Below are 25,650 nucleotides of genomic sequence, written 5' to 3' on the forward strand. Positions count from 1 at the left end.
ACCGATTGCGGAGAAGCATGTGTTGAACAGGCAGCATATCGATCCCGGCCTCTATCGCGATGCCATGAGCCGCTACGCCGGCCATGTGCAACTCGTGACGACGGCGCTTGGTGAAGCCCGCCGTGGCGTCACCATCACGGCTGCCTGCTCGGTATCCGACAATCCGGCTTCCGTTCTCTTCTGCCTCAACAACACCAACGAGAAGAACGAGATCTTCTGGCGCAGCGGCATCTTCGCGCTGAACTCGCTCGGCGCCCACCATCAGGGCGTTGCCGATGCCTTTTCGGGCCGCACGCATCTGGAAAACGAGGAGCGTTTTTCGAGCGCCCGTTTCGAAACATTGGCGACGGGCGCACCGGTCCTTGCAGATGCGCTTGCCGTTTTCGACTGCCGAGTGACCGATATCAAGGAAATGCCGACCCATAACGTCATTTTCGGCGAGGTCGCTGCCGTTCGTTTCACCGAGATCCACCCGGCGCTTCTCTATCTGAACCGCGGCTATCACACGATATAGGCCCAGCAACATGGACAATGCCGGCATCGAGGAAATGTTTCAGTCGCTTGGCCCCGTCACCATCAAGCGCATGTTCGGCGGCAAGGGCATCTACCATCTCGGCCGTATCCTGGCACTCGAAGTGCGCGACGAAATCCTGCTGAAGGCCGATGAGGAGAGCGCGCCGGAATTTGCCGCGGCAGGCGCCAGCCAATGGTTCTACGAGGGCAAAAAGGGCGCTCCGGTGAAGATGCCCTACTGGAGCATTCCCGACGAAGCCTATGACGACCCCGATGTCATGGCGCGCTGGGTGCGGCTTGCCTACGAAGCCGCACTGCGGGCTGAATAATCAGCGCAACTCGCCGACCGGAAGAGACGATATCGCCACCTTGGTGAAAGCCGACAGCGGCTTCGGCAGATCGGCAAGACCGAACCAGCCGAAATCAGAGAGCTTGTCCGGTTCCGTCAGTTGCGGCTCACCCGTGACTTCACGGGCGACAAAGAGAAAAGAAATCCAGTGCTGGCGGTCGGCTTCGATGATCTGCTCGGTAGAGCCGATGCGTTCGATGCGGCCGATGGTCAGGCCCGTTTCTTCTTCGGCTTCGCGGCGCGCGGCCTCCTCGGCCGGCTCCATATGGTCGACCTTGCCGCCGACGATATTCCAATAGCCGGCTTCTGGCGGACGCATGCGCTTGTAGAGAAGGATCTTGCCGTCGCGCAAAATCACCAGGCCTACACCGAGGCCTGGGAAATCAATGCCGGGCTTGCCCATTGAGGGTCTCAGATCTTGGCGTTGGCCGCGATCAGCATGAAGGCAGGGATATCGTCGCCGAATCCGACCGGTGTCGGGCCATCGTCGTGATCACGGTGACGGCGACGCTCGCGATTGTCGTCGTTTGCCGGATAGGGCCGATTGCCGCGCGCATTGTTCTGCGGCTTCTGTTCTGCTTTGCGCTCGTTCTTCACGCTGTCGGCCTTTGCTGCTGCTTCCACGACTTCGCCACCATTATCTTCGGCGTTGATATCAGATTTATGACTCGAAGACCGGCGGTCGCGGCCACGATCCTTATCCCGCTCACGACCCTTTCCGCGGCGGGGAGACCGCTCGCTGTCGCGGCTTTCTTCAGCCGGCGGCAGGGCGGAGAGATCGCCGTTCAGCCATTCGACCTTTTCGCCGATCAGCTTTTCGATCGCGTCGGCATGTTTCTGGTCGTGGCGGGTGACGATGGTGAAGGAAGCGCCGGAACGACCGGCGCGGCCAGTACGGCCGATGCGGTGAACATAGTCTTCCGAATGGATTGGCACGTCGAAATTGAAGACGTGGCTGACATCGGGAATATCGAGGCCGCGAGCGGCGACGTCGGAGGCGACGAGCAGCTTGATGTTGCCGTCCTTGAAATTGGCAAGCATGGTCATGCGCGAGCGCTGGTCCATGTCGCCGTGGAGCGCGCCGACCGAGAAGCCGTGGCGGTCGAGCGAACGGAAGAGATCGGCGACATCCTTCTTGCGATTGCAGAAGATGATCGCGTTCTTGAGGTCTTCCTGGGCGCGGATGAGATCGCGCAGGACAGCGCGCTTCTCGTAATCCTTGCCATGCGAGGCGACGAAACGCTGCGTGATGGTCTTGGAAGCCGATGCGGGCTTGGCAACTTCGATACGCTCAGGGTTCTGCAGGAAACGATCCGCGAGCTTCTGGATTTCCGGCGGCATGGTGGCCGAGAAGAACAGCGTCTGACGGGTGAAGGGGATCAGCTTGGCGATGCGTTCGATATCGGGGATGAAGCCCATGTCGAGCATGCGGTCGGCTTCGTCGATAACGAGGATTTCGACACCGCTCATCAGGAGCTTGCCACGCTCGAAATGATCGAGAAGGCGGCCGGGCGTGCAGATCAGCACGTCTGCGCCACGCTCAAGCTTGCGGTCCTGATCTTCAAAGGAAACGCCGCCGATGAGGAGGGCGACGTTGAGGCGATGGTTCTTACCGTATTTTTCGAAGTTTTCGGCGACCTGGGCGGCCAGTTCCCGGGTCGGCTCCAGGATCAGCGTGCGGGGCATGCGGGCGCGGGCGCGGCCCTTTTCCAGAAGCGACAGCATGGGAAGAACGAAGGATGCCGTCTTGCCGGTGCCGGTCTGCGCGATGCCGCAGATGTCGCGGCGCTCAAGCGCGAAGGGAATTGCCCCAGCCTGAATGGGAGTAGGGATCGTGTAGCCCGCATCGGTAACAGCGGAGAGCACTTTGGGGCTCAAACCAAGTTCAGCAAATGTCGTCAAAGGGAAAACTGTTTCCGTTTCGTTCGGCCGGTCTCTGGCGAGTCGGCAGGATTGCATGCCGCAATGGTGGGCGACATATTCCGAAACGGCCGGCAAGTCAAGGAATAGCGTCTCCACCCCAGGTAGCGAGGTGAAGCGTTCGTTACCGCGACCGGCTATTTTATATAAGTGGCAAGTTTAAGGCCGGCATTCATGAAATAGATCGGATCGACCGCATGTCCATCCTGCCGCACCTCATAATGCAGGTGCGTGCCCGTTGACCGACCTGTGCTGCCGGCAAGCCCGATGACATCGTTGCGGCCAATCGTATCGCCGACTTTGACCAGAATTTCTGACATATGGCCGTAGCGGGTCGAAATGCCGTTGCCATGATCGACTTCGACCATGTTGCCGTAGCCGCCGGTCCAACCGGCCGCAATCACCTTGCCGGGGGCGGTGGGCCGGATCCTCTCGCCGGACGAGAAACGGAAGTCGATGCCGGAATGCAGAGCAAGCCGGCCGAGGAAGGGATCGCGCCGGTTGCCGAAGGGGCTGGTGACTTCCTTACCGATGGCCGGATTGCGGAAGGGCAGGGATTCAGCGGTGCTGCGCACCGCTTCCAGACGCGTCAGCGCACCATCGAGCTGGACGAGCGAATTGTTGAAATCGTCGTCGCTTTCTGGCTCCACGTAAGGACCGCCGACGGCACTGTCCTCTTTTTCCTTTGCGGCGATCGTCTCAGCCGGAACAGCGATGTCGAAGCGGTGGAGCACGCCCTCGATCGTATCGGCGGCGTCGCCGGCGTCGCTCGTGAGCTGATCGATGCGGTTCTTCTGGTCCTGCTCGACGGTCTTCAGCGAGAGCGTAACCTTGGAAAAAATGCGGTCGGCACGGTCGCCGACGGTTTCCTCTGATGGAATATAGGCGAGCGTGGAGTTGTCGGGGGCGACAGCATCGGCCGGCTCGTTATCGGCTAACATCAGCTTTTCGATCGCCTGCGCACCACCGGAAAGCGATGCGCGCTTGTCCTTGATGTCAGGCGCATAAGCTTGCGCCGGTACATCGGTTACAGGAGCATCCTTGCCTGTCAGGCCAGAGCTTTCGGCGCGGTTGAGGAGGTTGTCGAGCTTTCCGTGGCGCGAGGTCAGCGCCATCTGCTGCTCCATCAGCTTGTCGACCTTGTCCTCGACCACCTGCTGATCGAGAAGCTGGCGGGAGGTGATGCGATCGACCTGGGCACGCAGTGCCGCGATGCGATCCTCATAGTCATGCTGCATACGGGCCTGACGGGCCATGGTCGCGCCGATCAGGTCATCGCGCAGCACGAGGTATGAGGTGGCGAGCAGATAGCCGATGGAAAAGACACCGACGAAGCAGAAGGCCACCGCCGCCATCCAAGGCTTCACCGTCATGTGACGCACCTTGTCGCCACTGGCAAGAATGAGGACGTGTTCCTGTGCCCTCTTGCCGAATACCCGACTGTGATGTCCGTTCGTCACCCGAGGGTCCCCCGAAGATTCGCGCTTAGCGCCTGCCCCATTGGGAGATGATTACATACTTTTATGGTTAACGGCCGGTTTACATCAGCAAGCCAGAGCTCACCAATCAGCTCTGGCTGGTCGAGGTCAACGCCCTGTAGAAGGAGGGCGTCAGTCCGGCTTCGGCGCGGGCCACATCATTGAACGGTGCCTTTAGCGGACCGCGGAAATTGGCCCGCACCAATTCCTGGAATGTCCTTGCCGGATCGCGCTTTTCACGGGCGCAAAGGAAGCGGAACCATTTGGCGCCGACGGCGACATGGCCCTTCTCGTCATTGTAGATGACGTCGAGAACGGCAGCACTTTCGAGGTCGCCGGTTTCGCGCATCTTGGCCTGCAGGGCAGGCGTAACATCCAGTCCGCGCGCTTCGAGAATGAGCGGCACGACGGCGAGGCGGGCCGTGAGATCGTTGCGGGTCGAGTGCGCAGCCTGCCAGAGGCCATCGTGGGCGGGCAGGTCGCCATAGTCGGCGCCGAGATCGTTGAGGCGCTTGCGCACCATGCGGAAGTGCTTGGCCTCTTCGAAGGCCACCTGCATCCAGCCGTCAAAGAAGGAATTCGGCACATGCGCCGAGGCAAATCGGGCCACAATGTCGAGCGCCAGATCGACAGCGTTGAGCTCGATATGGGCAATCGCATGCAGCAGCGCGATGCGGCCCGGCACGGTATGCAGCGAGCGCTTCTCCACCTGGGTCGGCGGCACCAACAGAGGCTTTTCCGGTCTCCCGGGACGCTCGGGCAGCGGCGCGTCGAGCGGCGAGCGCAGCGAGATGCGACGTGCGAACCACCTGGTAGCGCTTTCCTGCGCGAGCTCCGTCTTGCGGTCAAGATCTGCCGAACGGATTGCATCGATCGCGCCGCCGCGCAGCGAAGTGATCGCCGTCACGCGGCAAGATTCCGGACGGCTTCGAGCACCGTTGCGGCATGCCCCGGCACCCTGACCTTCTGCCATATGGTGGCGATAGTGCCGTCCTTGCGGATCAGGAAGGTGGTGCGCTCGACGCCCATGAAGGTACGGCCATACATCCTCTTTTCCTTCCACACGCCGTAGGCCTGCAGCACCGTCTTCTCCTCGTCCGAGGCGAGTGCCACCGTCAGCTTGTGCTTCTTGATGAAGCGGTCATGGCAGGCAGCCGAATCGGGTGACATGCCGACGATGGCGGCGCCGGCGGCTGCGAACTCATCGGCAAGTGCGGTAAAATCCAGAGATTCGGTCGTGCAGCCCGTCGTGTCATCCTTGGGATAGAAGAACAGAACCACCGGCTTGCCGTGATAATCAGACAGCGAAATACGCCCGCCGCCGTCGCGCGGGAGGCTGAAATCAGGAGCACGGGAGCCAATACCGGGTGCAGACATCTCAAAACTTTCTTTTGCCGGGTTTAGGAGAGATACTATATCAGGCAGGTTATATAGTGGATGAAACGGCGTCCCGCCCAGAGCCATTCAAATCAGATTCAGGAGTTTCCCAAGGCGCATGTCAGCCATTCGCGGCGAAAAGGTCACGTTCCGCAAGAAGGACATCGTCGCCTTGCACAACCTGCCTTCAGCGCAGGTGGAGGACCCGCTTATCGTGCATTGCCCGCCGCCGCGCTCCCGCGTGCGCGGCACGGCTAAGGTCACGGGCGGATTCTGCGCAGTCATCCTGTTCATCTTGGCGGCAATCGTCTTCACCATCGAAAGCGGGGTCGTTGACGCGCCGCTATCGCAGCAGGCGCAGTCGGCGTTGAACATCGCACTCGGGCCGCGCTACCGTGCCGAAGTCGGTTCCACCGTCATCCGCTTCACATCCGGCCTGCGGCTGGCGCTCGAAGCGCGTGACGTCAACATGATCGACCAGCAGAGCGGCCAGCATCTCTCTACCACATCCTCCATGCGGATGGCGCTCGATCCGCTTCAGCTCTTTCGCGGCCGCATCGCCATATCATCGGTCGAAGCCGACGATATCGCCCTCGACACGGCGCTGCTTCCATCAACCGCACCCATCAAGCTTGACGATCTGCGCGTCGATGCCATTCCGGCGGCAATGGAGACGATCTTCTCGCATCTCGACTTGTTCGAAACCTTCGTCGAACGCGGCGGTACCGGCTCCGTGCGCATCTCCGGCATCGACATCAAGCTCGCAGATACGGCAAATGGGCCTCTTTCCCTCGTCGTCGACAATCTCGCCTTCGAACATGCCGGGCCAAACTCGCTGCGGCTCAGCGGCCAGATTTCCATCAACGGTGAAGCGGCAGACCTCAATGTGATCACCGAGCAAGCGGGCGGGCGGGCAACCCGAATGGTCGCCACACTGTCGCACGCCGACCTGACTCCCTTTGCGCTGAAGCGCAACGAACAGGGCGAGATCCGCCAGGGCCTCAAGACCTTTGGCGATCTCACCATTTCCGCGGTCAGGGCAGCCAACGGCGTCAAGCCGTCGCTCAATGCGGCTCTCAAACTCGATCCGGGCCTTATCTATGTCGACGGCGATTCTCAGGAACTGACGAACGGGCAACTCAATCTGGCCTATGATTTCGATAAGCAGACGCTGGAGATTTCCAGATCGCAGCTGCATCTCGGCGCGACCATTCTGCCGTTCAACGGCGCGGTCATCGATCTCGATAAGCTCGATCCGAGTGCGGGTAAGGGGTTCGGCATCGACGCGCTGATCAGCGGCGGCACCGCGGCACCCAATTCCGGCGAGCAGCCGCTATCTTTCGATCTGCAGGCGACCGGACGCTACCTCGTCGCCGGACGTGAATTCCAGTTTCCGAATATGGTGGCTTCCTCGCCGCTCGGCTCCCTCTATGGGGCGCTGCACGTTCGGCTGAACGACAAATCACCGGAGATCAGTTTTGCCGGCCAGTCGCAGCAGATGCAGACGACGGCAGTTAAGCAGCTATGGCCTTTCTGGATGGCGTCCAAAGCGCGGGTCTGGGTGCTGGCAAACCTCTTCGGCGGCGTGGTGACCGATGCGTCCATTTCCGTCTACATCCCGCCAGGGCGTCTGGATGAGGCAGCGGGAGGACGCGGTCTGCGGCTCGATGAAAACCAGCTCCGCATCTCCTTCGACATCGACGGGACGCGCCTGAATGTCGCCGGCGATATCCCGCCGGTGCGCGATACGGCAGCGCATTTCGACCTGACGGGCGGAAGGGCGACGATCTCACTCAAGAGCGGCACCTCCTATTTCCCCTCCGGGCGTTCAGTAGCGGTGCAGCCGGGCACCTTCGTGATGCCGGCAGTTTATGACAGGCCACTGATGGCCGATGCCGACATTTCCGTTTCGGGCGCAGCCGATGCGGTGGGCGAGCTTCTGACCTACAAGCCGATCAAGGTGCTGCAGCGCGCAGGCTTCGTGCCAGACGACCTCAAGGGCACTATCGACGCGCATGTGCAGGCGCATTTCGGACTTCTGTCCTCGCAGAACCCGCCGTCACCCGAATGGGAGGCGCAGATGAAGCTTACCGATGTTGCGCTTGCCAAGCCGTTCTCAGGGCGCGTCATCACCAATCTCGACGGCATGCTCGATGCCGATCCGCAGCAGGTGAAAGTCAAGGGCAAGGCCGACATCGACGGCGTCTCCGCCGATATCGATATGCTGGAACCCGTCGACAAATCTTCCGGGATCGAGCCACAGCGTGTGATCACGGCAACGTTGAACGGCGATCAGCGCGATAAGTTGCTGCCCGGCCTGTCCGGCATCCTCGGCGGCAGCGTCAAGCTGGTGCTGACGCGTATCGACGAAGACCGGCAGGGCGTTCAGCTCGACCTCGGCAAGGCATCGCTCGATCTGCCTTGGATCGGCTGGTCGAAGGGTGTCGGAATTCCCGCCAATGCCGAATTCGAGGTTTCCGGCCCGCCTGACAATACCCAGGTCAAGAATTTCCGTCTGAAGGGGGATGGCTTCGGGGCGACCGGGGCGCTCGTGATCGGCAAGAGCGGATTGATATCGGCGGATTTCGATAGCGTGAAGCTGTCTTCCGTCGACGATTTCGGGCTGTCGCTGAAGCGCAGCAAGGGCGGCTTCGATATTTCCGTATCGGGCGCCAGCGCCGATGCGCGGCCGATCATCGCCCGCCTGAAATCGGATTCGGACAGCGATGGCGATGGCAGTGACAACAGCAGCGTAAGCGTGCGGGCGAAGCTGCAGAACATTATCGGCTTCAATGACGAGAAGATCGGGAATTTCCAGGCGCAGATCGCCATGAGCGGCAGCCGGCTGCAATCGCTGAATTTCTCCGGCATCACCGATAGCGGCGAGGCGATCGTCAGCCAGATGCAGAGCGGCGGCGTCATCAACATCACCAGCGGCGATGCCGGCTCCGTCTCACGCTTTGCCGATCTCTACCAGCATATGCAGGGCGGGCTTCTCAATCTGGCTATCCGTCTCAATGCGGGCGGCGGCTGGGATGGCTCGCTCGACGTGCGCCGCTTCTCGATCGTCAACGAGCAACGTCTGCGCTCGATCGTCTCCACGCCCGTCGGATCGGACCAGCGTACGCTGAACGAAGCCGTCAAACGCGATATCGATACTTCCTCGCAGCGTTTCCAGCGCGGCTTTGCCCGTATCGTTTCGCGCGGCGGTGCGGTCTCCATCGAAAATGGCGTGCTGCGCGGCGATCAGATCGGCGCGACGTTCCAGGGCATCGTGCGCGACAGGAAAGGCAATATGGACATGACCGGCACCTTCATGCCGGCCTATGGCCTCAATCGGCTGTTTGCCGAACTCCCGCTGATCGGCGTCATCCTCGGCAACGGCTCGGACCGCGGCCTCATCGGCATCACCTTCAAGCTGACAGGCAAGTTCGACCAGCCGAACCTGCAGATCAATCCGCTTTCGGTCATCGCTCCCGGCGTGTTCCGCCAGATCTTCGAATTCCAGTGATCGCTGGGAGTTGTCGGTGAAGAATTCCATTCTGATCCGGCCTTATACGCCTGATGATAGCGATGCGACCATCGAGATCTTCCTCCGTGCTATCCGTGAAGTCTCGTCGCGCGATTATTCGCCTGCGCAGATCAATGCCTGGGCGCAGGTGGAAGACCCTGCCAAGTGGGCCGAACGCCGGATAAGCCGCCCGGCTTGGATCGCTGACATTGACGGCAAGCCGGCCGGCTTCTCCGATCTAGTCGCCGATGGCTGCCTGGACATGATGTTCGTGCATCCCGAATTTCAGGGGTTCGGTGTGGCGAGCCGGCTGCTGGCGCGCGTCGAACTGGAAGCACTGGCATCAGGCATGGATCGGATCTACACGCATGCGAGCCTGACGGCGCGACCAATCTTCGAGCGCAAGGGGTTCGTTGTGGTCATGCGACAGACCGTCGAAAAGCGCGGGCAGAAGCTCGACAATTTCGTGATGAAAAAGCGTTACCGGCCGCTATCCTGAGCCTTCAGCTCAACGCAAAAAGCCGGCGCGACGGCCGGCTTTTCTTTTGGTGCGTCCGTTGCGCGGCTTACGCTGCGCGGCGGATCAGGATGTGCTTCTTCTTGCCGAGCGATAGCTTGATGACGCCATCGGCGGTAATTTCACCGCTGCCGATCATCTTGCGCTCGTCGCTGACGGCCTTGTCGTTGATGCGCACGGCGCCGCCCTGGACGTGACGGCGGGCTTCGCCGTTCGAGGCGGCAAGTCCGGCGCGCACGATCAGCGACAGAAGGCCGATGCCGGCGTCGAGTTCGGAGGCGGGAACGTCAACGGAGGGCAGGTTCTCAGAGAGGCCGCCTTCTTCAAAGGTCTTGCGGGCCGTCTCGGCTGCCTGTTCAGCGGCCTCGCGGCCGTGCAGGATCGCAGTGACCTCGGTCGCGAGAATCTTCTTGACCTCGTTGATCTCGGAACCCGCGAGCGCGGAGAGGCGGGCGATCTCGTCCATCGGCAGCGTGGTGTAGAGCTTCAGGAAGCGCGAGACGTCGGCATCCTCGGTATTGCGCCAGTACTGCCAGAAATCATAGGCCGAGAGCATGTCCGCGTTCAGCCATACCGCACCGGTCGCGGACTTGCCCATCTTGGCGCCGGACGAAGTCGTCAGCAGTGGTGAGGTCAGCGCGTAGAGCTGCTTGGTCCCCATGCGGTGACCGAGGTCGATGCCATTGACGATATTGCCCCACTGGTCCGAACCGCCCATCTGCAACCGGCAGTCGTAGCGCTTGGCGAGCTCGACGAAGTCATAGGCCTGGAGGATCATGTAGTTGAATTCCAGGAAGGACAGCGACTGTTCGCGATCGAGGCGCGTCTTGACGCTGTCGAAGGACAGCATGCGGTTGACCGAGAAATGCTTGCCGACATCGCGCAGGAACTCAAGGTAGTTCAGCGAGCGCAGCCATTCGGCATTGTTGATCATCAGCGCGTCCTTCGGACCGTCGCCATAGTTCAGGTAGTTCGAGAAGACGCGCTTGATCGAGGCAATGTTGCCTTCGATCGTATCGACGGTCATCAACTGGCGGGCTTCTTCCTTGAAGGAGGGGTCGCCGACCATGCCGGTGCCGCCGCCCATCAGCGAGATGGCGCGATGGCCGGTCTTCTGCATCCAGTGCAGCATCATGATCTGGATCAGCGATCCGGCATGCAGGCTGGGTGCGGTCGGATCGAAGCCGATGTAGGCCGTCACGGTTTCCTTGGCGAAGAGATCGTCGAGGCCGCTTTCATCGGAAATCTGATGAATGAAGCCGCGCTCTTGCAGCGTGCGGAGGAAATCGGACTTGAACTCGGGCATGGGTTTCGTCTCTTGAACGTCGACAGGATTTGGGATTGACGCTTGTTGAACCGTCGCGGCGCGTTTAGCACTGTTTTTCCAAAAGTGCATCCGGGAATCGCATGAAAGGCTCGCGGCGCAATGGATATCGTCAGGACTGCGATCGGTTTGATGAGCGGCACCTCGATGGACGGCATCGATGTGGCGCTTCTCAGGACAGACGGGCGAGGCTTCATCGAGCGCGGACCGTTCCTGGGCATTGCCTATGATGGCGGCTTTCGGGAGCGGCTGAAGCGTGCGCTGGATCTGGCCCGGCCGTTGACGGATCGTGCTGCGCGGCCGGATGAACTTAGGCAAATTGAGATCGAGCTTACCCAACGTCATGCAGATGCCGTTACGGCATTTCTCGAAAAATTCGGACTCAGAAGCGGCGACGTCGATGTGCTCGGTTTTCACGGCCAGACCGTATTGCACCGGCCTGACGATGGGCTGACGATCCAAATCGGCGACGGCGCGCTCCTTGCAGAACGATCCGGCATTCCGGTTGTCTATGACATGCGTGCCAATGACATGGCGCACGGCGGGCAGGGTGCGCCGCTGGTGCCGGCCTACCACGCAGCGCTTGCCGGCCGCTTCCAGAAGGACGGGCAACGTGTCTGCTTCGTCAACATCGGGGGTATTTCGAACCTTACCTATATCGGCGCGGAAGGGCGCATCGCCGCCTTCGACAGCGGCCCCGGCAACACGCTGATCGACCAGTGGGTGGAGATGCAAACCGGCAAGACCTACGATCCCGGCGGCGAGATCGCCGGGCGTGGGCAGGTGGTGGCCGAAATTGCCGCCCGCTATCTCGGCAGCCCGTTCTTCCAGGGCAATATCCGGCGCTCGCTCGACCGTGGCGATTTCAAACCGCTGGCAGATGGTGAGGCGAGCCTGGAGGATGGTGCGCGCACGCTTGCGCATGTGGCTGCTGCTTCGATCGTCAAATCGGCCTCCTATCTGCCGGAAAGGCCCTCCGTCTTCATCGTCTGCGGCGGCGGACGGCTGAATGGTACGATCATGGCTGAGTTTGCCGATATGGCCGGGAAGAACGGTTCTCGTGTGATGAGCGCCGAAGAAGCCGGTTTCGACGGGGATGCGATGGAGGCGGAAGCCTGGGCCTATCTGGCCGTACGCTCGCTGGAGGGACTGCCGCTCACCTATCCCGGCACGACGGGCGTCAGCCAGCCGGTAAGCGGTGGCGTGCTGGTGGAGCCAGCCAAATGAGCGGGGAAGTCATTTTCGAAACGCCGCGCCTCGTCGCTCTGATGTGGGAAGACGGCGATGCCGACCTGATCCAAGATCTGCATTCGACGATCGAGACGACACGCTACATGTCTGGCGGAGCGCCCTGGTCACGCGAAAAATGCGAAGAGCGACTGCGAACATATTTTGCCGAGCAGGCGCGGGACCGCACGACGAAATACAAGATCGTTGGCCGCGAGGACGCCCGCTTCATCGGACGTGCCGGAATCTCGCTCTTTCATGCCGGCGAGTATGAGATGGGCTATGCTTTCTACGCCCGGGAATGGGGCAAAGGCTATGCAACGGAAATCGCGGCAAGCTTTACCGACTGGTTCTTCGCGAGAGACTTTGCGCCGCATTTCATCGCCTTCGCGCACCCGGACAATCTGGCCTCGCAGCACGTAATGAAAAAGATCGGCATGCGGGAGCGCGGGCCGATCTTTATCGAAGGTATCAAGGGCGTAGAATTCGAGATGACCGCCGCTATGCGGCAGGCCGTCACCTGATCCGCTTGGCTGCAGGTTCCGGCACGAGTTCGCCGTTGAGGCGGCGGTCGAGGTAATCCTCGCATTCGGCCATCAGCGTGTCTACCTGGCCGTTGAAGAAATGGTTGGCGCCAGGTACTGTGCGGTGGGTGATGAGAATGCCCTTCTGGGTCTTCAGCTTCTCGACGAGGCCGTTAATGTCCTTTTCGGGTGCCACCTTATCCGCCTCGCCATTGATGATCAGGCCGGAGGAGGGGCATGGCGCCAGGAACGAGAAGTCATAGGTATTCGGTTGCGGCGCAATCGACATGAAACCTTCGATTTCCGGACGGCGCATGAGAAGCTGCATGCCGATCCAGGCGCCGAAGGAATAGCCGGCAACCCAACAGGTTTTCGAATCAGGATGCAGGCTCTGCACCCAGTCGAGGGCGGAGGCGGCATCCGAAAGCTCACCCGCGCCGTGGTCGAAGTCGCCCTGGCTGCGGCCGATGCCCCGGAAATTGAAGCGCAATGTCGTAAAACCGCGCTTCTGGAACATGTAGAAGAGCTGGTAGACGATCTGGTTGTTCATCGTGCCACCAAACTGCGGATGCGGGTGCAGGATGACGGCGATCGGTGCGCTTTTTTCCTTGGAGGGCTGGTAGCGGCCTTCAAGACGGCCGGCTGGGCCGTTGAAAATAACTTCGGGCATCGGTACTCCGGGTTTTATTTCGCGTCCACGCTACGTTTGGGCGACAACATGACTTGACGACGGTTGTCAGCTTTTCTAAAACGCAGTTTAGAACAATTCGAAACTTGCATGGCGATCCACGCAGCGTGGAACGTGTCATACGGCAAGCCCGGCGGAAATTTCAAGAAAAATGCACCGCCGCGCTCAAGCAAGCTCGTCAAGCGCAGGACCGAAGACAATGGCGCCGCCACGCCTTTATCTCGATTGGAACGCAACATCGCCGCTGCACCCTGCGGCGCGTGAAGCGATCATGCGCGCCGTGGACATCTTCGGCAATCCCAACTCCGTGCATGGCGAGGGTCGCGCTGCGCGCGCCGCCATCGAAGGCGCGCGCCGCAAAGTGGCATCGCTGGCGGGCGCCGACCCCGCCAACGTGGTCTTCACCAGTGGAGCCACGGAAGCGGCCAATATGGTACTGACGCCTGATTTCAGCATGGGCCGCACGCCGCTGAAGCTCGGCCGCCTCTATCATTCCGCCGTCGAGCATCTGGCAGTCCGCGAAGGCGGCCGTTTCCCGAAGGACAAGACGACCGAGATCCCGGTCACCGATGCCGGCGTTGTCGATCTGACGGCGCTCTCCGCGCTTCTCGACTCCCATGACAAGTCAACGGGCTTGCCGATGGTGGCGATCATGTTCGTCAACAACGAGACGGGCATCGTCCAGCCGGTTGAAGAGGCGGGCAGGATCGTGCGTGCTCATGGCGGGCTTTTCGTGGTCGATGCCGTGCAGGCGGCCGGCCGGCTGCCAATCGAGATCGGGCGGATCGGCGCGGATTTCATGATCATTTCCTCCCATAAGATTGGCGGCCCGAAGGGCGCCGGCGCGCTGATAGCCCGCGGCGAAGCGCTGATGCCGAAGGCGCTGATCCGCGGTGGCGGACAGGAAAAGGGTCATCGCTCGGGGACACAGAATTCTCTTGCACTGATCGGCTTTGGGGCGGCGGCAGAAGCCGTGCTGCAGAACCTTGAAGAGCGCAACGCCGCGATTGCCGCACTCCGCGACCGGCTTGAAGCCGGCATGCGCGCTGCAGCACCCGATGTCATCATTCACGGCGCCGGCGGCCCGCGCGTTGCCAATACCATCTTCTTCACACTTTCCTGCCTGAAGGCGGAGACCGGGCAGATCGCCTTCGATCTCGAAGGCGTGGCGCTTTCGGCAGGTTCGGCCTGCTCCTCCGGCAGGGTCGGAGAAAGCCATGTGCTGACGGCGATGGGCCGCGATCCGAAGCTCGGGGCCTTGCGCATGTCGCTTGGCTTTTCGACGACGGAAGAAGACGTTGACCGCGCAATTGCCGCCTTTGCGAAAATTGCCTCCCGGCGAAAGCTGGCGGAAGAGGCGGCCTGATCGCCTCACAAACTTGCGGAAACGCAATTTTCTGCTTGCCATCAGGGCTGAAAAGTCCCTTTTGGCCACTTATATCTGGGGCAAGTCAATTGCCCCACTGACAAGCTGCCGGACCTTTTCTCCGGCGAGATTGGAGAGTGACATGCCTGCTGTCCAGGAAACGGTCGATCGCGTCCGTCAGATCGACGTGGACCAGTATAAATACGGCTTTGAAACCGTCATCGAAATGGACAAGGCGCCCAGGGGCCTTTCCGAAGACATCATCCGCCTGATCTCCTCCAAGAAACAGGAGCCGGAATGGATGCTCGAATGGCGCCTGGAAGCCTACAAGCGCTGGCTGACGATGGAAGAGCCCACCTGGGCGCGCGTCGACTATCCGAAGATCGATTTCAACGCGATCCATTATTACGCAGCGCCGAAGAGCACGCCGGGTCCGAAGTCACTTGATGAGGTCGACCCCGAAATCCTCAAGGTCTACGAGAAGCTCGGCATTCCGCTGAAGGAACAGGAGATTCTCGCCGGCGTGGAGAAGCCGAAGATCGCCGTCGATGCAGTGTTCGATTCGGTTTCCGTCGTGACGACCTTCAAGGAAGAGCTGAAGAAGGCCGGCGTGATTTTCATGTCGATCTCGGAAGCCATCCGCGAACATCCTGAACTCGTCCAGAAGTATCTCGGCTCCGTCGTTCCGACGACCGACAACTATTATGCGACGCTGAACTCGGCGGTCTTCACCGACGGCTCCTTCGTCTTCGTGCCGAAGGGCGTGCGTTGCCCGATGGAGCTTTCCACCTACTTCCGCATCAACGAGAAGAACACCGGTCAGTTCGAGCGCACGCTGATCATCGCGGAGGAAGGCGCTTATGTGTCTTACCTCGAGGGTTGCACGGCACCGCAGCGCGATGAAAACCAGCTGCATGCCGCCGTGGTCGAACTCGTCGCCCTCGATGATGCCGAGATCAAGTATTCGACGGTCCAGAACTGGTATCCGGGCGACAAGGACGGCAAGGGCGGCATCTACAACTTCGTCACCAAGCGTGGCGATTGCCGCGGCGATCGTTCAAAGATTTCCTGGACGCAGGTCGAAACCGGTTCGGCGATCACCTGGAAATATCCGTCCTGCATTCTGCGCGGCGATGACTCCAGAGGCGAGTTCTACTCGATCGCTGTTTCCAACGGCCATCAGCAGATCGACAGCGGCACCAAGATGATTCATCTCGGCAAGAACACGTCGAGCCGCATCATCTCCAAGGGTATCGCCGCCGGCGTGTCGCAGAATACCTATCGCGGCCAGGTCTCGGCCCACCGCAAGGCGACCAACGCCCGCAACTTCACGCAGTGCGACTCGCTGCTGATCGGCGACAAGTGCGGCGCCCATACGGTGCCCTACATTGAGGCGAAGAATTCGACGGCACAGTTCGAGCACGAGGCGACCACCTCGAAGATCTCTGAAGATCAGCTGTTCTACTGCCTGCAGCGCGGCATTCCCGAGGAAGCGGCGATCGCGTTGATCGTCAACGGCTTCGTCAAGGAAGTGCTCCAGGAACTGCCGATGGAATTCGCCGTCGAGGCTCAGAAGCTGATCAGCATCTCGCTGGAAGGCTCTGTCGGCTGATTACGGCTCCGTCATCCTCGGGCCTGTCCCGAGGATTTGCGCACCTGCGCGGAAAGTCGCATCGGTGCAGCAGGACGATTACATTTTAAGGCTTAGATCCTCGGGACAAGCTCGAGGATGACGATCGAGACCGGTGCGACGGTCAATTGGGTGGGTCTTTGAAACCTGCCGGATAACAGGAAAGAACACAGATGCTTGAAATCAAGAACCTTCATGCCCGCATCGCCGAAGACGGCACCGAGATCATCCGTGGCCTGAACCTGACCGTGAAGGCCGGCGAAGTTGCCGCCATCATGGGGCCGAACGGCTCCGGCAAGTCGACGCTCTCTTACATCCTTTCCGGCCGCGAAGATTACGAAGTGACCGAGGGCGATATCCTCTATAACGGCGAGAGCATTCTCGAACTCGACGCTGCCGAGCGCGCCGCCAAGGGCATCTTCCTTGCCTTCCAGTATCCGGTCGAAATTCCGGGCGTTGCCACCATGCAGTTCCTGAAGGTTGCCATGAACGAGCAGCGCAAGGCGCGCGGCGAAGACGAGCTGACGACGCCGGATTTCATGCGCCGGGTCAAGGATGCAGCGGCCAAGCTGCAGATCAATACCGACATGCTGAAGCGCCCGCTGAACGTCGGCTTCTCCGGCGGTGAGAAGAAGCGCGCCGAGATCCTGCAGATGGCGCTGCTTGAGCCGAAGCTTTGCGTGCTCGACGAAACCGACTCCGGCCTCGATATCGATGCGCTGAAGATCGTTGCCGATGGCGTCAATGCGCTACGTTCGCCTGACCGTGCCGTCGTCGTCATCACCCATTACCAGCGCCTGCTCGACTACATCGTGCCGGATACCGTCCATGTTCTCTACAAGGGCCAGGTCATCAAGTCCGGCGACAAGACGCTGGCTCATGAGCTGGAAGCCAACGGTTACGCCGACATCATCGGCGCCGCGGCCTGAGCATGGCGGAAAGGACGACGTCCATGAATATGCAAACGACGAGCCGCCTGACCGCGGCAGAATCGGCGCTGGTCGAAGCCTTCAACGAAAAGCTCGGCGAATTGCCGGGCAACGGCGCGGTCACTGCACTGCGCGACCGGCTGCTCGATGACCTGAAGAAGCAGGGTTTTCCCACCCGCCGTATCGAGGCCTGGCACTATACGGACCTCAAGAACCTCTTGCGCAATGTTCCGGTCCAGGCGGGTGACGCCGGTTCGGAAGCGCTGGCGCCGCTGGTCGAAGGATCCCCGGTTCTGTCCGTCATCCAGGGCAAGGCCGCCAACAAGGCTTTGGCTGGCGATCTCCAGGTTTCTCCCTATTCCGAAAAACTGATCGACGGTTCTGCCGCTGCCGGCCTCGACGCGCTTGGCAATGACGATGCCGTCGGCCGTATCAATGGCAGCTTCGTCAGGGACGGCTATGCGATTGAAGTACCTGATGGTACCGAGCTGGAAAAGCCGCTGGAAATCCAGTTCATCCATGCGGGCGGTGACATCCATGCCCGGCTGCCGGTCGCCTTCGGCGCCAATGTGAAGGGTGTCGCCATCGAGCGTCACCAGTCGGTGACCGACAATGCCGCGCTCGTGTCGCATGTCAGCGAGATCACGGTCGGGCAGGGCACGGAGCTGACCTGGATCATTCTGCAGCAGCAGGGTGCCGAGGATACACATCTTGGCCAGATCCGCGTCGATCTTGGTGCCAACGCCAGGCTGAAGCTCTTCGTCATCAATGCCGGCGGCAAGCTGGTCCGCCAGGAGCTGAATATCAAAGTGACGGGCGAGGGCGCCGATCTTACGCTGCGCGGCATCAATCTGCTTGGCGGCGACACGCACACAGACGTGACAATGGTCCTCGGCCACAACGTGCCGCATACCAGCTCGACGGAAGTCATCCGCAATGTCGTCTTCGACCGCGCCAAGGGTGTCTTCCAGGGCATGATCCGGGTTGCACCCGATGCCCAGAAGACCGACGCCAAGATGGCCTGCAACACGCTGCTAATGTCCGACGATGCCGAGTTTTCGGTTAAGCCCGAGCTCGAAATCTTCGCCGACGACGTGCAGTGCGGCCATGGTGCGACGGTTGCCGATATCGACGACAACCATCTTTACTACCTGATGGCTCGCGGCATTCCGGAGAACAAGGCGCGCGCCATGCTCGTCAACGCCTTCGTTGCCGAGATCGTCGAGGAACTGGAAGACGAAGCCCTGGTCGAGGCGCTGGAAGGCGTCATCTCGGCCTGGCTGGAAAAGCACGCCTGATCGGATAGCGCCATGGACAAGATCGTACCGGCAACCGCCTATGATGTCGAAGCCATCCGCAGGGATTTTCCGATCCTTGCGGAGAAGGTGCATGGCAAGCCGCTGGTCTATCTGGACAATGGCGCTTCCGCCCAGAAGCCGCAGGCGGTGATCGATGCGATCTCGCATGCTTACAGCCACGAATATGCCAACGTGCATCGCGGCCTGCATTACCTCTCCAATGCGGCAACGGAAGCCTATGAGGCGTCGCGCGAAAAGGTTCGCCGCTTCCTGAACGCGCCTTCGGTAAACGATATCGTCTTCACCAAGAACTCGACCGAGGCAATCAATACCGTCGCCTACGGCTGGGGCATGCCCAAGATCGGCGAGGGTGACGAGATCGTGCTGACGATCATGGAGCACCACTCCAATATCGTGCCGTGGCATTTCATACGTGAGAGGCAGGGCGCCAAGCTCGTCTGGGTACCTGTCGACGATGAAGGCGCCTTCCATATCGAAGAGTTCGAAAAGAGCCTGACCGACAGGACCAAGCTCGTCGCGATCACCCATATGTCGAATGCGCTCGGCACCATCGTTCCGGTCAAGGAAGTCTGCCGCATCGCCCATGAGCGTGGCGTTCCGGTGCTGATCGACGGCTCACAGGGTGCCGTGCATCTGCCGGTCGACGTGCAGGATATCGATTGCGACTGGTATGTCATGACCGGCCACAAGCTCTATGGCCCCTCCGGCATTGGCGTGCTCTACGGCAAGAAGGACCGGCTGAAGGAGATGCGGCCGTTCCAGGGTGGTGGCGAGATGATCTTCGAGGTGAGCGAGGACGTCGTTTCCTATAATGATCCGCCGCACCGTTTCGAAGCCGGCACGCCGCCGATCGTGCAAGCGATCGGGCTCGGCTATGCGCTCGACTATATGGACAAGATCGGCCGCGGGAATATCGCAGCCCATGAGGCCAATTTGACGGCCTATGCGGAAGAACGGTTGAAAGCGGTCAATTCACTGCGTGTCTTTGGCAATGCGCCGGGCAAGGGCGCGATCTTCTCCTTCGAGCTTGCGGGCATCCACGCCCATGACGTCTCGATGGTGATCGACCGCCAGGGTGTCGCTGTCCGCGCCGGCACGCATTGCGCCATGCCGCTCTTGAAACGCTTCGGCGTCACCTCCACATGCCGGGCATCCTTCGGCATGTATAATACCCGCGCCGAGGTGGATGCGCTGGCCGATGCGCTCGACTATGCGCGCAAGTTCTTTGCTTGAGGAAGAAGCCATGAGCCTGGATGAAGAAAAGATCGACGTGCGCGAAGGCATCGTGCACTCCAGCATACCTGAGGCGGAACTGGCGCGACTTAGCGACGACGTGATCGGCGCTCTCAAGACCGTCTACGACCCGGAAATTCCGGCCGATATCTTCGAACTCGGCCTCGTCTACAAGATCGATATCGAAGACGACCGCATGGTCAAGATCGTTATGACGCTGACGGCTCCGGGCTGCCCGGTTGCCGGCGAAATGCCGGGCTGGGTGGAAAATGCTGTCGGCGCCGTCGAAGGGGTTTCGGGCGTCGAAGTCGAAATGACCTTCGATCCGCCGTGGACACCGGACCGCATGTCCGAAGAGGCGCAGGTCGCGGTTGGCTGGTACTGATACAGTACCGTGGTATTGATCGGTTAAGGTCATAGCCTTACATTTGAATCACGAAGCACCGGATCTTGAACCCGGTTGTGGAAGGAGAAAGGGCCCATGGGCTTTGCAGTGATGAGCATGACGGAAGCCGCCGCAGAGCGCGTGAAGGCGATCGTCGAAAATGGCGGACCGGATGCCAAGGGCATTCGCGTCGGCATCAAGAAGGGTGGCTGCGCCGGGATGGAATATACCATCGACATGGTGACGGAACCCAATGCCAAGGACGACCTGATCGAGCGCGACGGCGCGAAAGTCTGGATCGAGCCGTCGGCCGTTCTCTATCTGCTCGGTACCGAACTCGGCTTCGAAACCACCACGTTGCGCTCCGGCTTTACCTTCACCAATCCGAACCAGACATCGGCTTGCGGCTGCGGCGAATCCGTCGAACTGAAGCCGGCTGACCTTGCAGCGCTTGCCGCACGTGGCGAGGCAGTGGTTCCTGCGCAGCATTAAGCATTTTCTCGTTGAATTTGCCTGATGGCCGCCATAATTGGCGGCCTTTTGATTTCGACGAGCCTGTCCGAAAACCGACAAGCGACAATGAAGAAAAGCGGACAATGCTCTTTCTATTCCTGAAAGGAGCCCTGCTGGGTGTCATCATCACAGCGCCGCTCGGACCGATTGGAACGCTCTGCATCAATCGCAGTCTCGAGAAGGGATTCTGGTTCGGCTTTTCCGGCGGGCTCGGAACGGCCCTGGGTGACGCGAGCTACGCGCTGGTCGCAGTGGCCGGCCTTGCCGTCTTCTCCGAAACGATCTCGATGGCCACTATTCCGCTGGCGCTCGGAGGCGGGCTGATGCTGCTCTGGCTCGGCTGGCGAGGACTGAAGAACAAGGGAAAGATAAAGGCGGCGAAGATCGATGCGGCCGACTTCCTGCATACGACCATCTCGACCTTCCTGCTGACCATTTCTAACCCGGCGACAATCCTCTCCTTCGGGGCGCTGTTTGCCGGGCTGGGCCTCACCGAGGAGACACGGCGCTTCAGCTCGGCTGCCATCGTGTCAGGCGTTTTTATGGGATCGCTGCTCTGGTGGTTCTGCTTGAGCGGTGCCGTCAGCCTTGCAAGAGACCGGCTCTCTGCCGATTTCACGGCCAAGGTCGGCCGAGCGACGAGTTATATGCTGATCGCCTTCGGCGCCGTAGCGCTCGGTTCGGTGGCTTATTCGATCGTCTGAAGAAGAGCTTAATCGCGCTTGATGCTCATCAGCACGTCCCAGAGGTCGGCGCCGGTCTCGAAGACAGAAGCATTCGCCTTGTAACTTAGTTCAGTATCGATGAGCTCGGTGAGCTCAGCCGCAAAATCCACGCTCTGATCCGTCTCCCCGACGCTTGTCTGGACGCCCGAAGGTTCCACGGACCGAAAGCTGGTTTTCAGCCGGCCATAACCTGGCGTGCCTGCATTGGCGACATTATTGGCGATCGCGCCTGCCCGCGCCGACTGTGCCAGCATTCCCGAAAGAGCCGTATGCGTGATTGCAGAAATGCTCATCGACCGTTTCCCTGGTTTCGGACATTAGCGTTGTACCGGCAAGGGTTTAGGGAAAGCTGAATGGCTTCGGTTAGCGAAAGGCGAGGGGATCTGCGACGTTTGTGCCGAAATAGCACGCGAGCTTCAGCGGCCGGCTCTCCTAGCCGTAATCAGGAACGCATAGCCGCGCACCAGCACCTTGCCAACGGCCGCCGTTCACGCCTTGATATCGAGGCCCGCTTCGACTGCGGCGGCGATGAATGCCTTGCGCGCATCTTCACCGGTACGCTTGCCCTTGATAACATCGGCGCAGACCAGCAGCGCCTGGTCGAGAGCGGCGCCATCTTCCGTCGGCCAGTCTTCGATCATCGCCCAGGAAGCCGCCTGGGTGTTGTCGATGGTCTCATACTGGCCGGGCTCTTCGAGAGCGACAAGCACGGGCTTCGTCCACGGCGCCTGCATTCTTGCTTCGCTTTGATCCTGAGACATGGTGTGATCTTCCTTCGCGCATTCCATCAGAATTAGGAAAGCCCCTCCCGTGAAGGAAGGGGCTTTGATTGTCCGGCTCTTGCTTTCGCGTCGGGCGTTGGGCTTGAACTTTACTCAGCGGCTTCTGCGTAAGCCTCGACGGGCGGGCAGGTGCAGATCAGGTTGCGGTCGCCGTAGACGTTGTCGACGCGGTTGACAGGGGACCAGTACTTGTCCACGCGGAAGGCGCCGGGCGGGAAGCAGGCCTGTTCGCGCGAATAGGGGCGATCCCATTCGCCGACCAGATCTTCGACCGTATGCGGGGCGTTCTTCAGCGGGTTGTTCAGCTTGTCCGAACGGCCTTCCTCGATATCGCGGGCCTCCTGACGGATCGCCAGCATGGCTTCGCAGAAGCGGTCGAGTTCGGCTTTGGTTTCGGATTCGGTCGGCTCGATCATCAGCGTGCCGGCAACCGGCCAACTCATGGTCGGCGCATGGAATCCGCAGTCGATCAGTCGCTTGGCGACGTCATCGACGGTGACGCCGGCGCTGTCGACGAGCGGACGGGTGTCGATGATGCATTCATGCGCCACACGGCCGGCAGCCGACTTGTAAAGCACATCATAGGCGCCCTTGAGGCGGGCAGCGATGTAGTTGGCGTTGAGGATCGCCACCTTCGTCGCCTGCGTCAGGCCTTCGCCGCCCATCATCAGGCAGTAGCTCCAGGAGATCGGCAGGATGGAGGCCGAGCCGAAGGCTGCTGCAGAGACCGCACCCGAACGACCGTCCGTTTCCGGATGACCGGGCAGGTAGGGAGCCAGATGCGACTTGACGCCGATCGGGCCCATGCCCGGGCCGCCGCCGCCATGCGGGATGCAGAAGGTCTTGTGCAGATTAAGGTGCGAGACATCAGAGCCGATGTCACCGGGGCGCGCGAGGCCGACCATGGCGTTCATATTGGCGCCGTCGAGATAGACCTGGCCGCCATGCTTGTGCACGAGGTCGCAGATTTCCCTGACAGTTTCCTCGAAGACGCCGTGCGTCGACGGATAGGTGATCATGCAGCAGGAGAGGTTGTCCGCATGTTGCTCCGCCTTGGCACGGAAATCGTCGAGGTCGATATCGCCGTTTTCACGGACCTTGACGACCACGACCTTCATGCCAACCATCTGGGCTGAAGCCGGGTTGGTGCCGTGCGCCGAGGTCGGGATGAGGCAGACGTCGCGGTGACCCTGGCCGTTGGCAATGTGGTAATTGCGGATGGTCAGAAGGCCCGCATATTCGCCCTGCGCGCCGGAATTCGGCTGCATGGAGAAAGCATCGTAGCCGGTGACGGCGCAAAGCTTTTCCGTGAGGTCATCGATCATTTCGCGGTAGCCGAGCGCCTGGTCGGCCGGCACGAAGGGATGGATGTCGGAAAACTCCGGCCAGGTGATCGGCAACATTTCGGCCGTCGCGTTCAGCTTCATCGTGCAGGAGCCGAGCGGGATCATGGAGCGGTCAAGCGCCAGATCCCGGTCGGAAAGCCGGCGGATGTAGCGGGTCATTTCGCTTTCGGCGCGGTTCATGTGGAAGATCGGATGCGTCAGGTAGTCGCTGGTGCGCAAGAGATCTTTCGGCAGGCGATAGGAGGGTTCGAAATCGGCGATGTGGAAATTGCCACCGAAGGCACGCCAGACAGCTTCGAGCGTTGCCGGCCGCGTACGCTCGTCGAGCGACATACCGATCTTTGTTTCGCCCACCTTGCGCAGATTGACGCCCTCGGCGACGGCCGCGCGCAGGATGAGGCCCTGCATGTGGCCGACATCGACGGTGATCGTGTCGAAGAAGGTTTCCGGCTCGACCTTGTAGCCAAGCTTTTCCAGGCCCTTGGCCATCAGCACGGCCTTCTGGTGAACCTGCTGGGCAATCGCCTTGATGCCCTTGGGACCGTGGAAGACGGCGTACATGGAGGCCATGACGGCGAGCAGGACCTGCGCGGTGCAGATGTTCGAAGTCGCCTTTTCGCGGCGGATATGCTGTTCGCGCGTCTGCAGCGACAGGCGGTAGGCGCGGTTGCCGCGGGCATCGACGGAAACGCCGACAAGGCGACCAGGCATGGAGCGCTTGATGGCATCCTTGACCGACATGTAGGCAGCATGCGGACCGCCATAACCGACAGGAACGCCAAAACGCTGCGAGGAACCGACGGCGATATCGGCACCCATTTCGCCCGGCGACTTCAGAAGCGTCAGCGACAGGATATCGGCAGCAACGACGGCGATCGCGCCCGTCTGGTGCAGGCGGGAGATTAGGCCGGTATAGTCATGCACATGGCCGTGCGTGCCCGGATACTGGAAGATCGCGCCGAAGACGTCCACCGGATCGAGATCGGTGAAGGGGTTGCCGACGATGACGGTCCAGCCGAGCGGCTCGGCGCGGGTGCGGATCAGCGCAATCGTCTGCGGGTGGCAATCGGCATCGACGAAGAAAGCCTTGGCCTTCGATTTGGCGACGCGCTCTGCCATGGCCATGGCTTCAGCAGCAGCCGTCGCCTCATCGAGCAGCGAGGCATTGGCGACATCGAGGCCGGTAAGGTCGCAGATCATCGTCTGATAGTTCAGGAGCGCTTCGAGGCGGCCCTGCGAGATTTCCGGCTGGTAAGGCGTATAGGCCGTGTACCAGGCCGGGTTTTCCAGGATATTGCGCTGGATGACCGGCGGCGTGATCGTGCCGTAATAGCCCTGGCCGATCAGCGAGGTCAGAACCTTGTTCTTGTTGGCTGTCTCGCGCAGCTTGTCGAGCGCCTCGCGTTCCGTCATCGGCGCGCCCCAGAGGAGCGGCGCCTTCTGGCGGATGGCGGGCGGCACGGTCGCGTCGATCAGCGCATCGAGGCTCTTGTAGCCGATGACGCCGAGCATGTCCGACATTTCCGACGGGGAGGGGCCGATATGACGACGATTGGCGAAGTCATAAGGCTGATAGTCGGTGAACTGGAATTCGGTAGGCGTCGTCATTACGCAGTCAGCTCCTTATAGGCCGCTTCGTCGAGCAGGCCGTCGACATCGCCAAGATTCTTGAGCTTGAGCTTGAAGAACCAGCCGGCGCCCTGAGGATCCGAATTGACGAGCGAGGGATCGGCGACGATAGCCGGATTGACTTCGACGATCTCGCCATCGAGCGGGCAGTAGACTTCCGAGGCGGCCTTGACGGATTCGACGGTGGCCGCATCGTCATTCTTGGAGAAGGTGGCGCCGACTTCAGGCAGTTCCACGAAAACGAGGTCGCCGAGCTGCTCGACAGCGTAAGTGGTGATGCCAACGGTCGCGACATCGCCTTCGAGCTTCAGCCATTCATGTTCCTGGGTAAATTTCAGCATGGAAAAATCCTCTCGCAATGGGGG

Annotated in this window: 26 protein-coding genes; 15 read left to right on the forward strand and 11 right to left on the reverse strand. The window is 60.8% G+C overall.

Annotation, left to right across the window (positions count from 1 at the left end; all coding sequences use genetic code 11):
* The first annotated feature begins 19 nt into the window (after positions 1 to 19).
* Together JNB85_RS25415 and JNB85_RS25420 are read left to right on the forward strand one after the other, a co-directional pair.
* A complete protein-coding gene (locus tag JNB85_RS25415; protein WP_220337146.1) occupies positions 20 to 514 on the forward strand; it encodes a flavin reductase in 495 nt (164 codons plus the stop codon).
* 10 nt (positions 515 to 524) lie between these two features.
* Positions 525 to 842, forward strand: a complete 318-nt coding sequence (locus tag JNB85_RS25420; protein ID WP_112547728.1) for a TfoX/Sxy family protein — start codon at positions 525 to 527, stop codon at positions 840 to 842.
* On the opposite strand, the gene JNB85_RS25425 is transcribed toward JNB85_RS25420, so the two are convergent.
* From JNB85_RS25425 to JNB85_RS25445, 5 genes are all read right to left on the reverse strand, one after another.
* A complete protein-coding gene (locus JNB85_RS25425; protein WP_220337147.1) occupies positions 843 to 1,265 on the reverse strand; it encodes an NUDIX domain-containing protein in 423 nt (140 codons plus the stop codon).
* An 8-nt stretch (positions 1,266 to 1,273) separates the two neighbouring features.
* Positions 1,274 to 2,764 (reverse strand): DEAD/DEAH box helicase, encoded by a 1,491-nt coding sequence (locus JNB85_RS25430; protein WP_220337150.1) that lies wholly within the window; start codon positions 2,762 to 2,764, stop codon positions 1,274 to 1,276.
* Positions 2,765 to 2,919: 155 nt separating this feature from the next.
* Entirely contained in the window at positions 2,920 to 4,242 is a 1,323-nt protein-coding gene (locus JNB85_RS25435) for a peptidoglycan DD-metalloendopeptidase family protein (RefSeq protein ID WP_220337152.1), read from the reverse strand.
* A 106-nt stretch (positions 4,243 to 4,348) separates the two neighbouring features.
* A complete protein-coding gene (locus JNB85_RS25440; protein ID WP_220337154.1) occupies positions 4,349 to 5,167 on the reverse strand; it encodes a ferritin-like domain-containing protein in 819 nt (272 codons plus the stop codon).
* The gene (locus JNB85_RS25445) at positions 5,164 to 5,637 is read right to left on the reverse strand and encodes a peroxiredoxin (RefSeq protein ID WP_220337156.1); all 474 of its coding nucleotides are present in this window, start codon (positions 5,635 to 5,637) and stop codon (positions 5,164 to 5,166) included. Before JNB85_RS25445 ends, JNB85_RS25440 begins: the two co-directional genes overlap by 4 nt.
* Positions 5,638 to 5,755: 118 nt before the next feature.
* Between JNB85_RS25445 and JNB85_RS25450 the strand changes: the two genes are divergently transcribed.
* Positions 5,756 to 9,148 (forward strand): DUF3971 domain-containing protein, encoded by a 3,393-nt coding sequence (locus tag JNB85_RS25450; protein WP_220337158.1) that lies wholly within the window; start codon positions 5,756 to 5,758, stop codon positions 9,146 to 9,148.
* A 16-nt stretch (positions 9,149 to 9,164) separates the two neighbouring features.
* On the forward strand, positions 9,165 to 9,647 hold the full coding sequence (locus tag JNB85_RS25455; protein ID WP_220337160.1) for a GNAT family N-acetyltransferase: 483 nt from the start codon (positions 9,165 to 9,167) through the stop codon (positions 9,645 to 9,647).
* A gap of 67 nt (positions 9,648 to 9,714) precedes the next feature.
* Here JNB85_RS25455 and tyrS read toward each other — a convergent pair whose 3' ends face one another.
* Entirely contained in the window at positions 9,715 to 10,971 is a 1,257-nt protein-coding gene (gene tyrS, locus JNB85_RS25460) for a tyrosine--tRNA ligase (protein ID WP_220337163.1), read from the reverse strand.
* A 120-nt stretch (positions 10,972 to 11,091) separates the two neighbouring features.
* Between tyrS and JNB85_RS25465 the strand changes: the two genes are divergently transcribed.
* Positions 11,092 to 12,216 carry an anhydro-N-acetylmuramic acid kinase gene (locus JNB85_RS25465; RefSeq protein ID WP_220337164.1) on the forward strand — a complete coding sequence of 375 codons (1,125 nt, stop codon included), beginning with the start codon at positions 11,092 to 11,094 and terminating at the stop codon, positions 12,214 to 12,216.
* Positions 12,213 to 12,740, forward strand: a complete 528-nt coding sequence (locus JNB85_RS25470) for a GNAT family N-acetyltransferase (RefSeq protein ID WP_220337165.1) — start codon at positions 12,213 to 12,215, stop codon at positions 12,738 to 12,740. The genes JNB85_RS25465 and JNB85_RS25470 overlap by 4 nt, the downstream gene beginning before the upstream one ends.
* On the opposite strand, the gene JNB85_RS25475 is transcribed toward JNB85_RS25470, so the two are convergent.
* Positions 12,733 to 13,410: an alpha/beta hydrolase gene (locus tag JNB85_RS25475; RefSeq protein ID WP_220337166.1), complete on the reverse strand. Its 678-nt coding sequence runs from the start codon at positions 13,408 to 13,410 to the stop codon at positions 12,733 to 12,735. The two genes, JNB85_RS25470 and JNB85_RS25475, sit on opposite strands and share 8 nt — an antisense overlap.
* Before the next feature lie 108 nt (positions 13,411 to 13,518).
* On the opposite strand from JNB85_RS25475, the gene JNB85_RS25480 reads away from it, so the two are divergent.
* The 9 genes from JNB85_RS25480 (at position 13,519) to JNB85_RS25520 (ending at position 21,507) form a co-directional block, all read left to right on the forward strand.
* The gene (locus JNB85_RS25480; RefSeq protein WP_220337299.1) at positions 13,519 to 13,692 is read left to right on the forward strand and encodes a hypothetical protein; all 174 of its coding nucleotides are present in this window, start codon (positions 13,519 to 13,521) and stop codon (positions 13,690 to 13,692) included.
* The gene (locus JNB85_RS25485) at positions 13,628 to 14,794 is read left to right on the forward strand and encodes a cysteine desulfurase family protein (RefSeq protein ID WP_220337168.1); all 1,167 of its coding nucleotides are present in this window, start codon (positions 13,628 to 13,630) and stop codon (positions 14,792 to 14,794) included. The genes JNB85_RS25480 and JNB85_RS25485 overlap by 65 nt, the downstream gene beginning before the upstream one ends.
* A gap of 142 nt (positions 14,795 to 14,936) precedes the next feature.
* The gene (gene sufB, locus JNB85_RS25490; RefSeq protein ID WP_220337169.1) at positions 14,937 to 16,406 is read left to right on the forward strand and encodes a Fe-S cluster assembly protein SufB; all 1,470 of its coding nucleotides are present in this window, start codon (positions 14,937 to 14,939) and stop codon (positions 16,404 to 16,406) included.
* Between the two features lie 191 nt (positions 16,407 to 16,597).
* Positions 16,598 to 17,353, forward strand: a complete 756-nt coding sequence (gene sufC, locus JNB85_RS25495) for a Fe-S cluster assembly ATPase SufC (protein ID WP_220337171.1) — start codon at positions 16,598 to 16,600, stop codon at positions 17,351 to 17,353.
* A 23-nt stretch (positions 17,354 to 17,376) separates the two neighbouring features.
* On the forward strand, positions 17,377 to 18,651 hold the full coding sequence (gene sufD / locus JNB85_RS25500) for a Fe-S cluster assembly protein SufD (protein ID WP_220337173.1): 1,275 nt from the start codon (positions 17,377 to 17,379) through the stop codon (positions 18,649 to 18,651).
* A gap of 12 nt (positions 18,652 to 18,663) precedes the next feature.
* Positions 18,664 to 19,905 carry a cysteine desulfurase gene (locus tag JNB85_RS25505; RefSeq protein ID WP_220337175.1) on the forward strand — a complete coding sequence of 414 codons (1,242 nt, stop codon included), beginning with the start codon at positions 18,664 to 18,666 and terminating at the stop codon, positions 19,903 to 19,905.
* 10 nt (positions 19,906 to 19,915) lie between these two features.
* Positions 19,916 to 20,290, forward strand: coding sequence for an SUF system Fe-S cluster assembly protein (locus JNB85_RS25510; protein WP_220337177.1), 375 nt, complete (start codon positions 19,916 to 19,918; stop codon positions 20,288 to 20,290).
* 96 nt (positions 20,291 to 20,386) lie between these two features.
* Positions 20,387 to 20,782, forward strand: coding sequence for a Fe-S cluster assembly scaffold SufA (sufA, locus tag JNB85_RS25515; RefSeq protein ID WP_220337179.1), 396 nt, complete (start codon positions 20,387 to 20,389; stop codon positions 20,780 to 20,782).
* Positions 20,783 to 20,886: 104 nt separating this feature from the next.
* The gene (locus JNB85_RS25520; protein ID WP_220337181.1) at positions 20,887 to 21,507 is read left to right on the forward strand and encodes a LysE family translocator; all 621 of its coding nucleotides are present in this window, start codon (positions 20,887 to 20,889) and stop codon (positions 21,505 to 21,507) included.
* An 8-nt stretch (positions 21,508 to 21,515) separates the two neighbouring features.
* Here JNB85_RS25520 and JNB85_RS25525 read toward each other — a convergent pair whose 3' ends face one another.
* The 4 genes from JNB85_RS25525 to gcvH form a co-directional block, all read right to left on the reverse strand.
* Positions 21,516 to 21,821: a flagellar basal body protein gene (locus JNB85_RS25525; protein WP_220337183.1), complete on the reverse strand. Its 306-nt coding sequence runs from the start codon at positions 21,819 to 21,821 to the stop codon at positions 21,516 to 21,518.
* 195 nt (positions 21,822 to 22,016) lie between these two features.
* Positions 22,017 to 22,262 (reverse strand): DUF982 domain-containing protein, encoded by a 246-nt coding sequence (locus JNB85_RS25530; RefSeq protein WP_220337296.1) that lies wholly within the window; start codon positions 22,260 to 22,262, stop codon positions 22,017 to 22,019.
* 137 nt (positions 22,263 to 22,399) lie between these two features.
* Positions 22,400 to 25,264, reverse strand: a complete 2,865-nt coding sequence (gene gcvP, locus JNB85_RS25535; RefSeq protein WP_220337185.1) for an aminomethyl-transferring glycine dehydrogenase — start codon at positions 25,262 to 25,264, stop codon at positions 22,400 to 22,402.
* Positions 25,264 to 25,626, reverse strand: a complete 363-nt coding sequence (gcvH, locus tag JNB85_RS25540; protein ID WP_112567686.1) for a glycine cleavage system protein GcvH — start codon at positions 25,624 to 25,626, stop codon at positions 25,264 to 25,266. The genes gcvP and gcvH overlap by 1 nt, the downstream gene beginning before the upstream one ends.
* Between the last annotated feature and the right edge of the window lie 24 nt (positions 25,627 to 25,650).

Origin of the sequence: Rhizobium mesosinicum (assembly GCF_019511345.1) — a bacterium.
Taxonomy (GTDB): Bacteria; Pseudomonadota; Alphaproteobacteria; order Rhizobiales; family Rhizobiaceae; genus Rhizobium; species Rhizobium mesosinicum.

What these genes read in the sequence shown, in the direction of transcription:
- JNB85_RS25505 (WP_220337175.1), top strand. Translation starts at nt 18,664, where the DNA reads ATGGACAAGATCGTACCGGCAACCGCCTATGATGTCGAAGCCATCCGC.
- sufD (WP_220337173.1), top strand. Translation starts at nt 17,377, where the DNA reads ATGAATATGCAAACGACGAGCCGCCTGACCGCGGCAGAATCGGCGCTG.
- JNB85_RS25475 (WP_220337166.1), bottom strand. Translation starts at nt 13,410, where the DNA reads ATGCCCGAAGTTATTTTCAACGGCCCAGCCGGCCGTCTTGAAGGCCGC.
- sufC (WP_220337171.1), top strand. Translation starts at nt 16,598, where the DNA reads ATGCTTGAAATCAAGAACCTTCATGCCCGCATCGCCGAAGACGGCACC.
- JNB85_RS25525 (WP_220337183.1), bottom strand. Translation starts at nt 21,821, where the DNA reads ATGAGCATTTCTGCAATCACGCATACGGCTCTTTCGGGAATGCTGGCA.
- sufB (WP_220337169.1), top strand. Translation starts at nt 14,937, where the DNA reads ATGCCTGCTGTCCAGGAAACGGTCGATCGCGTCCGTCAGATCGACGTG.
- JNB85_RS25530 (WP_220337296.1), bottom strand. Translation starts at nt 22,262, where the DNA reads ATGCAGGCGCCGTGGACGAAGCCCGTGCTTGTCGCTCTCGAAGAGCCC.
- JNB85_RS25465 (WP_220337164.1), top strand. Translation starts at nt 11,092, where the DNA reads ATGGATATCGTCAGGACTGCGATCGGTTTGATGAGCGGCACCTCGATG.
- tyrS (WP_220337163.1), bottom strand. Translation starts at nt 10,971, where the DNA reads ATGCCCGAGTTCAAGTCCGATTTCCTCCGCACGCTGCAAGAGCGCGGC.
- gcvP (WP_220337185.1), bottom strand. Translation starts at nt 25,264, where the DNA reads ATGACGACGCCTACCGAATTCCAGTTCACCGACTATCAGCCTTATGAC.
- JNB85_RS25480 (WP_220337299.1), top strand. Translation starts at nt 13,519, where the DNA reads ATGGCGATCCACGCAGCGTGGAACGTGTCATACGGCAAGCCCGGCGGA.
- JNB85_RS25425 (WP_220337147.1), bottom strand. Translation starts at nt 1,265, where the DNA reads ATGGGCAAGCCCGGCATTGATTTCCCAGGCCTCGGTGTAGGCCTGGTG.
- JNB85_RS25485 (WP_220337168.1), top strand. Translation starts at nt 13,628, where the DNA reads ATGGCGCCGCCACGCCTTTATCTCGATTGGAACGCAACATCGCCGCTG.
- JNB85_RS25510 (WP_220337177.1), top strand. Translation starts at nt 19,916, where the DNA reads ATGAGCCTGGATGAAGAAAAGATCGACGTGCGCGAAGGCATCGTGCAC.
- JNB85_RS25450 (WP_220337158.1), top strand. Translation starts at nt 5,756, where the DNA reads ATGTCAGCCATTCGCGGCGAAAAGGTCACGTTCCGCAAGAAGGACATC.
- gcvH (WP_112567686.1), bottom strand. Translation starts at nt 25,626, where the DNA reads ATGCTGAAATTTACCCAGGAACATGAATGGCTGAAGCTCGAAGGCGAT.
- JNB85_RS25445 (WP_220337156.1), bottom strand. Translation starts at nt 5,637, where the DNA reads ATGTCTGCACCCGGTATTGGCTCCCGTGCTCCTGATTTCAGCCTCCCG.
- JNB85_RS25470 (WP_220337165.1), top strand. Translation starts at nt 12,213, where the DNA reads ATGAGCGGGGAAGTCATTTTCGAAACGCCGCGCCTCGTCGCTCTGATG.
- JNB85_RS25520 (WP_220337181.1), top strand. Translation starts at nt 20,887, where the DNA reads ATGCTCTTTCTATTCCTGAAAGGAGCCCTGCTGGGTGTCATCATCACA.
- JNB85_RS25420 (WP_112547728.1), top strand. Translation starts at nt 525, where the DNA reads ATGGACAATGCCGGCATCGAGGAAATGTTTCAGTCGCTTGGCCCCGTC.
- sufA (WP_220337179.1), top strand. Translation starts at nt 20,387, where the DNA reads ATGGGCTTTGCAGTGATGAGCATGACGGAAGCCGCCGCAGAGCGCGTG.